The sequence below is a fragment of the Sagittula sp. NFXS13 genome (assembly GCF_040148795.1).
In the GTDB taxonomy this organism is placed as follows: domain Bacteria; phylum Pseudomonadota; class Alphaproteobacteria; order Rhodobacterales; family Rhodobacteraceae; genus Sagittula; species Sagittula marina.
In genome coordinates this window covers 281132-289020 of record NZ_JAGEMH010000004.1, presented here as the reverse complement: position 1 = coordinate 289020, position 7889 = coordinate 281132, and the positions used below count along the sequence as shown (strand labels likewise).

At 63.7% G+C, this 7889-nt stretch carries 7 protein-coding genes; 5 read left to right on the top strand and 2 right to left on the bottom strand.

Translation table 11 applies throughout. The features are described 5' to 3' along the window. Both J4E08_RS12130 and J4E08_RS12125 read left to right on the top strand, forming a co-directional pair. The coding region (locus J4E08_RS12130) for an SIS domain-containing protein (protein WP_349538717.1) at positions 1 to 764 on the top strand (764 nt) is incomplete at its 5' end. Between the two features lie 151 nt (positions 765 to 915). Further along, positions 916 to 1635, top strand: coding sequence for a DNA alkylation repair protein (locus J4E08_RS12125; RefSeq protein WP_502949268.1), 720 nt, complete (start codon positions 916 to 918; stop codon positions 1633 to 1635). A gap of 36 nt (positions 1636 to 1671) precedes the next feature. Here the strand turns inward: J4E08_RS12125 and J4E08_RS12120 are convergent, their stop codons facing one another. Beyond that, positions 1672 to 2181 carry a hypothetical protein gene (locus tag J4E08_RS12120; RefSeq protein WP_349538716.1) on the bottom strand — a complete coding sequence of 170 codons (510 nt, stop codon included), beginning with the start codon at positions 2179 to 2181 and terminating at the stop codon, positions 1672 to 1674. 97 nt (positions 2182 to 2278) lie between these two features. Here J4E08_RS12120 and moaA point away from each other — a divergent pair, with 97 nt between their 5' ends. After that, positions 2279 to 3286 (top strand): GTP 3',8-cyclase MoaA, encoded by a 1008-nt coding sequence (moaA, locus tag J4E08_RS12115; protein ID WP_349538715.1) that lies wholly within the window; start codon positions 2279 to 2281, stop codon positions 3284 to 3286. Between the two features lie 89 nt (positions 3287 to 3375). Here the strand turns inward: moaA and J4E08_RS12110 are convergent, their stop codons facing one another. Next, positions 3376 to 4251: an NAD(P)-dependent oxidoreductase gene (locus tag J4E08_RS12110; protein ID WP_349538714.1), complete on the bottom strand. Its 876-nt coding sequence runs from the start codon at positions 4249 to 4251 to the stop codon at positions 3376 to 3378. 102 nt (positions 4252 to 4353) lie between these two features. Between J4E08_RS12110 and J4E08_RS12105 the strand changes: the two genes are divergently transcribed. Beyond that, complete coding sequence (locus tag J4E08_RS12105) at positions 4354 to 6828, top strand: penicillin acylase family protein (protein WP_349538713.1); 2475 nt, start codon at positions 4354 to 4356, stop codon at positions 6826 to 6828. Continuing rightward, a complete protein-coding gene (locus J4E08_RS12100; RefSeq protein WP_349538712.1) occupies positions 6825 to 7685 on the top strand; it encodes a phosphotransferase in 861 nt (286 codons plus the stop codon). The genes J4E08_RS12105 and J4E08_RS12100 overlap by 4 nt, the downstream gene beginning before the upstream one ends. The last annotated feature ends 204 nt before the right edge of the window (positions 7686 to 7889 follow it).

Here is a 7889-nt window from a genome sequence, read left to right as displayed (position 1 = left end):
TCGCCGCGCTGCGCTACTGCAAGGGCAAGGCCAGCGCGCTCTATTCCGTGGTGAACGTGCCGGAATCCTCCATCGCGCGCGAAAGCGACCTGGCCCTGCCGATCCACGCCGGTGTGGAAATCGGCGTGGCCTCCACCAAGGCCTTCACCTGCCAGCTCACCGTGTTGCTGCTGCTGGCGCTGAAGGCGGCGGAGGACCGTGGCCACCTGCCGCCTGCCGCCCGCGACGAGATCCTGACGCACCTGCGCGCGCTGCCGGGGGTGTTCAACACCGCCCTTGGCCGCGACGAGGTGATCGAGAACGTGGCCCAGGAGCTGGCCGAGGCCCGCGACATCTTGTTCCTGGGGCGTGGCCTGATGTACCCGCTGGCCCATGAAGGCGCGCTGAAGCTCAAGGAAATCAGCTACATCCACGCCGAAGCCTATGCGAGCGGAGAGCTGAAACACGGGCCGATCGCGCTGATCGACCAGCATGTGCCGGTGGTGGTCCTGGCCCCGCGCGACCGGCTGTTCGACAAGACCGTCAGCAACATGCAGGAGGTCATGGCCCGTGGCGGTCGCGTGGTGCTGATCACCGACGCCGCAGGGGCCGAAAGCGCCGGCGCCGAGGCCTGGCGCGTGATCCAGATGCCCGAGGTCTCCGACCTGCTCGCCCCCATCCTCTACGCCCTGCCCGCGCAACTGCTCGCCTACCACACCGCCGTCGCAAAAGGCACAGACGTCGACCAACCCAGAAACCTCGCAAAATCCGTAACCGTGGAATGAGCCGCCTCAGGCGGGCTTCGCCATCCGGGGTCGCTATAAAAGGATATCTCGCTTTCCCAATGCCGCGCCATCACCTGAGCGTGGGGGGCTGCGCCCTCGACCTGTTCCTGTCGCATCGCACGCGACACCTGCATTCACTGAAAAGAGGCTCATGACACAAACGTCCCCCCTGCCGGAGGATCTGACCCCGGACACGGCGCTTGCCGCCTTGGAAACCGCCGGTGATCCCGAGAAATCCGTTGGCATGGCCAGCTATCACAAGGCACCGCGCCGCTACCTTGGGACCGCGATGCCGCAGGTCAATGCGCTGGTCAAGGAATGGCGCGACCGGCTGACGCTGGACCAACGGCTGGCGCTGGCCGCCGGGCTTTGGGACACGGACGTGCACGAGGCGCGCATTGCGGCGGCCAAGCTGCTGGCACAGGCGCGGATGCGGCCCTCGGACGAGCACGCCTGGCAGTTGATCCAAAGCTGGGTGCCGCAATTCGACGGCTGGGCAGTGGCGGACCATGCGGCCTCATCGGGCGGGCGGCGCATCATGGCCGATCTGTCACGGCTCGATACGTTGGAAGCCTGGACCACTTCCGACCATCTTTGGTCGAAACGGGCGGCGCTCGTGATGACCCTGCCCCTTGCGCTTCTCAACCATCCCAATGCCGATCAACTGGCCGCGCGCGAACGCGTTCTGGCCTGGATGGCCGACTATACCACCGACCACCGGTGGTTCATTCAAAAAGCCGTTGCCTGGTGGCTGCGCGATCTGTCGGGGCACGATGCGGCGCGCTGCCGGATGTTCCTGACCGAGCACGGCAGCAAGATGAAGCCCTTCGCCCCAAAGGACGCTGCGCGCAAGTTGCCCGGCACAGCGTAGGGAGGACCGGCGCGCCCTCCCCTGGCCGGCCGCGTTTCAGCCGCCGACGAAGACCTGAACCGTGGGCAGGTCCGTGAGGGGCGCGCCGATCAGCTGCATCGCAGACAGCGACATGCGGCTGCCCGCCGTGGCCGCGCCATCAATAGGTCGCAACTCTATCTTGGCGCTCTCGCCCTTGTAAGCCACGCGACCCTGCTGCACGCTGGACACCAATGGTGTCTCCAGCCACAGCCCCGGCTTCGACGGATCGCCAAGCGACACCACCGTATCCCCCAAGGCGCGCTCGCCGGACGGATCAGCCGGGGCCGCCTTGGCTGCCTGCTTTTCCTCCTCGGACACCGTATCGAACTGCGCCGCCGTGCGTGCATTGGCCGGCGGCTTGGTCGCCGTCGACCCAGCGGGACGCGCTTCCGGGCGGCGTTGCTCCGCCGAGGCCTCCTGCACCGGCGCATTCTTCGGTTTGAACATGCCGCTGTCCGAACAGGCCCCCAGCGCGACCGCTGCCATCAGCCCAACCATCATTCCCGTCCGCATCGTATCCCTCATGTGCTGTTCTTGCGGTCCTCCATACACGTATCCGCCTTTCGTACACAATCGCGCGCAACCCCTTGCTCATAATATCGCCGAGCCCTACCTTGCCCTTATGACAGCACCCTTGATTGATCCGTTCCAGCGCCCGATCTCCTACCTTCGGGTTTCCGTCACTGACCGCTGCGATTTTCGCTGCGTCTACTGCATGTCGGAAAACATGACCTTCCTGCCAAAGAAGGAACTTCTCACGCTGGAGGAGCTCGACCGCATGTGTTCCACTTTCGTCCGGCTGGGTGTGGAAAAACTGCGCATCACCGGCGGAGAGCCCTTGGTCCGGCGCGATATCATGACCTTCTTCCAAAGCATGACGCGGCACCTGGACGCCGGCACGCTGAAGGAGCTGACGCTGACCACAAACGGCTCTCAGCTGGCGCGGTTCGCCGACGATCTTTACGCCGCTGGCGTGCGCCGGGTGAATATTTCGCTCGACACTCTCGACGAACAGAAATTCGCGGATGTGACCCGCTGGGGCCGTCTGCCCCAGGTGCTCAAGGGCATCGACGCCGCACAGCGCGCTGGCCTGCGGGTCAAGATCAACGCCGTCGCGCTCAAGGGGTTCAACGACGATGAACTGGTCTCCATCACCGAATGGTGCGCCGAGCGGGACATGGATCTGACGTGGATCGAAGTCATGCCCATGGGCGACATCGGCAACGAGGACCGCCTTGACCAGTATTGGAAGCTCACCGATCTGCGCGCGCAACTGGCGCAAAGCTATACGCTCACGGACCTGCCAGAAAACACCGGCGGCCCAGCCCGCTATGTGCGGCTTGAGGAAACGGGTCAGAAAATCGGCTTCATCACGCCGCTGACGCATAACTTCTGCGAAAGCTGCAATCGCGTCCGCCTGACCTGCACCGGTGAACTCTTCATGTGTCTTGGCCAGGAGGACAACGCAGACCTGCGCAGCGCGCTGCGCAACCATCCGGAATCAGATGCCGCACTGGAAGACGCCATTCGCGCCGCCATCCGGCTGAAGCCCCTCGGCCATGATTTCGACTATTCGCGTCAGACGGTCGACGGCCGCGTGTCGCGCCACATGAGCCATACCGGCGGATAACCAAGCCAAACCCGCAGGCTGTCAGGAAACGAGCGCCCCGCGCTCGTTTCTGTCTTTTAACATCCCAAAAGACGATCGCCCCTCGGCGCTTAGTCGGCCAGCTTCCGAAGCCGCGCAAACAGGCTCGACGTGTCCCAGCGTCCGCCGCCCATGTTCTGAACATCTTTGTAGAATTGGTCCACGAGGGCCGTCACCGGCAAAGACGCGCCGTTTTCCTCGGCCGTCTGCAAGCAGATTGCCAGATCCTTCCGCATCCAGTCGGTGGCGAACCCATGCTCGAAATGGCCGTCCAGCATCGTCTCAAAGCGGTTCTGCATCTGCCACGAGCCGGCAGCGCCGCCCGCGATCACTTCGACGACCTCGCGACCGTCCAGGCCCGCCTTCTCGGCAAAGTGCAGCCCCTCGGACAGACCCTGCATCAAGCCTGCGATGCAAATCTGATTGACGGATTTGCAAATCTGACCGGCGCCGGTCTCTCCCAACCGCTTGCACAGCTTCGCGAAGGCATCAATCATCGGCGCGGCGCGGTTGTAGGCGTCTTCGTCGCCGCCGCACATCACAACCAGTTGACCGTTCTCTGCCCCGGCCTGTCCGCCGGACACCGGCGCGTCGACAAAAGAGATCTCCGCATCTTTGGCCACCGCATACAGCTCTCGCGTGACCGAGGCCGACACCGTCGTGTGATCGACGAAAACGCTGCCCGCGCTCATCCCTGCAAAAGCACCGTCATCGCCAAGGCAAACGCCCCGCAGATCGTCATCATTGCCCACACAAGATAGCACGAATTCAGCACCTTGCGCCGCTTCGCGCGGGGTCGCCGCCATGGTGCCGCCGTGCTCGGCGACCCACTTTTCAGCCTTTGCCGCGGTGCGGTTATACACACAGACCTCGTGCCCTGCTTTCACAAGGTGTCCCGCCATGGGATACCCCATCACGCCCAGGCCCAAAAACGCCAGTTTCGCCATATCTTGCCTCCGTCGTGCTTCGGGCCCCGCCTCTTGGCAAGCTGCCCCCCGCAAGTTAAGTCCAGTGCCATCCCAATTACCCCAAATTGGCAGGAGAGGGAAATGGCCCGACTGTTCCGCTGGCTTCTCAGACTGACGACGGCGCTTCTGATCCTGTCCCTGCTGGGATTTGTTCTGGTGCGCCATCTGGCGCTGCGCTCCTTGCCCGAATACGACAAGACCCGCGCCGTTGCGGGAATCACAGCGGACATTGAAATCATACGCGACAACAACGCCGTGCCGCACATCATGGCGCTGTCCGACCGCGATGCGTTCTTCGGGCTTGGCTATGTGCACGCGCAGGACCGCCTCTGGCAAATGATGCTGATGCGCCGCACCGCCCAAGGGCGCTTGTCCGAGATCTTCGGCCAACGCACCGTGCGAACCGACACACTGCTGCGCCGGTTGGACCTTTACCCGCTGGCCGTCTCCTCGGTGCAGCATCAGGACCCGCGCACCCTCGACGCGCTGGAGGCTTATTCCGCCGGGGTCAACGCCCGCATCCAGGAGATCAACACAGATGCTTTGGGTCGCGGCGCGCCGGAATTCTTCCTGTTCGATTCCGCCATGGCGCCGTGGCAGCCCGCCGATTCCATCGCCATCGTCAAACTCATGGCATTGCAGCTGACCGGCCACCTGCGCGAAGAAGTGCTGCGGTTTCGCACCGCGCTGACGCTGGACGACGAGCGCCGCTTGTCCGACATCCTGCCGGATATTCCCGGCGACGGTGTGGCGGCCCTACCCGACGTGGCCTCGCTCTTGCCCGGCGTGGACCTCGACACCATCCCACGATACGCCGCCTCCGAGGCCGAAGACCCCTTCCTGCCGCCCAGCCCGCGCCGTGGCCTGTCTGGCGCATCGAATGCCTGGGCCGCCGCGCCGGGGCGCTCGGCGTCGCGCGGCTCGCTTCTGGCGAACGACCCGCACCTTGGCCTGACCGCGCCCGCGATCTGGTATCTCGCGCGGATGGAACTGCAATCCGGCGGCGTTATCGGCGGCTCGATCCCCGGCATTCCGGCGATCATGGTCGGCCGCTCAGAAAAGCTCGGCTGGGGGCTGACCTCCTCCTACCTCGACGATCAGGACCTGTTCTTTGAGGAGGTGAACCCTGACGACCCCGAACAATATCGCACCCCCACCGGCTGGAAACGCTTCCAGACCCGCAAGTCGATCATCGACATCGACGATGCACAACCGATCACCATAACCCTGCGCTTCACCGAAAATGGTCCCGTGCTGCCCGGCTCGCAGTTCAATATCGACAAGATCACACCGCCCGGCCACGTCGTATCCCTCGGCTGGACGGCGCTGTCGGGTGAGGACACGTCGATGTCCGCCGCGGTCGGGCTGATGATGGCCAGCGACGTGCCGGAGGCGATCGAGACCTCGCGCAACTTCGTCGCCCCCTCCCAAAATCTCACATTGGTGGATGCGGACACCGTCGCGATGAAGCTCGTCGGCCACATGCCCAAACGCGACCCGAACCATCAAAGTCTTGGCCGCATGCCCGCGCCCGGCTGGGTTGCGCAGAACCGCTGGCAGGGCGTGCTGCCCTATTCCTCGAATCCGGCCTTTATCGCGCCCGAGGGGGGCATCGTCGGCAACACCAACAACAAGGTCATCGACCGGCCGTTTCCCAATCACGTCTCCTTCGACTGGGGCGACAGCCAGCGCGTTCAACGCTGGCGCACCCTGATGCAGGGCCGCAAGGTCCACACCCGTGACAGCTTTATCGAAGGGCAGCTCGACACGGTCTCCACCGCCGCGCGCACCCTGCTGCCGCTGATCGGTCGCGACCTTTGGTACACGGGTGAATCCGCACCCGAAGGCACGCCCGAACGCCGCCGTCAGCAGGCGCTTGCCCTGCTCGCCGACTGGAACGGCGAGATGAACGAACATATGCCGGAACCGCTGCTCTACTCCGCGTGGCTGCGCTTCCTTCAGCAGCGGCTCATCCGCGACGACCTCGGCCCCCTGGCCGAAGAGTACACCCATATCGAGCCGCTTTTCATCGAGCGAGTGTTTCGCAATGTGGACGGCGCTGCGGGCTGGTGCGACATCATTCGCTCCGCCCGTATCGAAAGTTGCTCCGACATCTCTCGCCTTGCGCTCGACGATGCTCTGGTCTGGATCGACGAGACATATGGCACACAGCTTGAATCCCTGCGCTGGGGGGATGCCCATGTGGCGATTCACAAGCACACCGTACTGGCCGATACGCCTATTCTGCGCAGCATCGTGAACATCCGCCAGAACACCTCCGGCGGCGATTTCACCCTGCTGCGTGGGCGCACCGCCGGCACCGGGCCAGAGCCGTTCTCCAACGTGCATTCTGCCGCTTATCGCGGGGTCTATGATTTCGCCGATCCCGACAGTTCGGTGTTTATCACCTCAACGGGGCAATCCGGCCACCCACTGTCACGCCACTACGATGACCTTGGCCAACTTTGGCGGCGTGGCGAGTATATCCCCATGTCGCTCGACATCGACCTCGCTCGTGCTGCTGCTACCGGCATCACCCGACTTGTCAAACCGTGATAGACGTCGCAGCGGCCAACGCTCTGCTGCGGGAGGCTCTTTCCGTACAGGGCGTTACGGCGGAACCGCGCCCGCTTGATCCGGATCGGCCTCCGGCGCAGGCGCAACTCTTCAGTGACAGCAGAACCCTGTACAAGGTCTACGCCCCGGACGCGCTGCCCCGCGCCACAGCACAGGCGAAGGCACAAGCCAACGTCGCGCAAAGCGGCCTCGCTCCGCCAATCCTGTTTCAACAAAACACAATCCTCGCCATGCCCCACCTTGGCGGCCCAGATCTGGCGACCCTCTGGCAGAAGTCAGATGCGAGCGTCGCGGTTGAGGCAGGCACATGGCTGCGCGCCTATCACGGTCTGACGCTTCGCCGGTTTCCGTTCCGCCCGGCGGGGCATGTGAACTGGTTGGCCCGCCTGCTCGATCAGGCCGACAACGGCGAAAGGTACATCCCCGACCAAGCCGCCTTTCGTCAGGCCGCAAACCGTACACGGGAATACGCAGAGGCGGCTCGAAAACAAAAGGCCACCCGCGCCGTCACGCATCGGGATATGACCCTGTCGAACCTCGTCCGCGATGAGACACGTGTTCTAGGGATAGATTTCGAAAACATGCGCGAAGACGAACCCCTCCGTGACCTCTTCACGCTGGCATTGGACATCGCCACCATCGGAAATGCGTCGTCATTGGCATCTCTGCGAGCCGCCTACGCCGACCGCCACACCGCGCCGCCTGTACGGCTCTTCCTGCAACGCTGTTTCTGTCATTGGGTTTGGGCCAACACGTCCACCGTCCCGTCGCGGCGGCAAACCCGCAGGCTGGATTTTGCGCGCGGGCTTCTGGACAGCGATGACCTGATCCTCTGACGCTTGGACTGACCAGCATTAACCACTTTTTGCGTCGGTGGGATGCAAGTGTGAACAACCGACCGGTTAAGCGCCGGAACCGGTCGGTTCAGCCCTTACAGTTCGTTAAGACCAATGAAGAAAATCTTCCACGTGGTGTCGCACGGCTTGGCTTTCCCCAACATTTGGTAGGCAAAATAGAAGCGCGCGGTGGATTAACACCAC

What these genes read in the sequence shown, in the direction of transcription:
- J4E08_RS12125 (WP_502949268.1), top strand. Translation starts at nt 916, where the DNA reads ATGACACAAACGTCCCCCCTGCCGGAGGATCTGACCCCGGACACGGCG.
- J4E08_RS12120 (WP_349538716.1), bottom strand. Translation starts at nt 2,181, where the DNA reads ATGAGGGATACGATGCGGACGGGAATGATGGTTGGGCTGATGGCAGCG.
- moaA (WP_349538715.1), top strand. Translation starts at nt 2,279, where the DNA reads ATGACAGCACCCTTGATTGATCCGTTCCAGCGCCCGATCTCCTACCTT.
- J4E08_RS12110 (WP_349538714.1), bottom strand. Translation starts at nt 4,251, where the DNA reads ATGGCGAAACTGGCGTTTTTGGGCCTGGGCGTGATGGGGTATCCCATG.
- J4E08_RS12105 (WP_349538713.1), top strand. Translation starts at nt 4,354, where the DNA reads ATGGCCCGACTGTTCCGCTGGCTTCTCAGACTGACGACGGCGCTTCTG.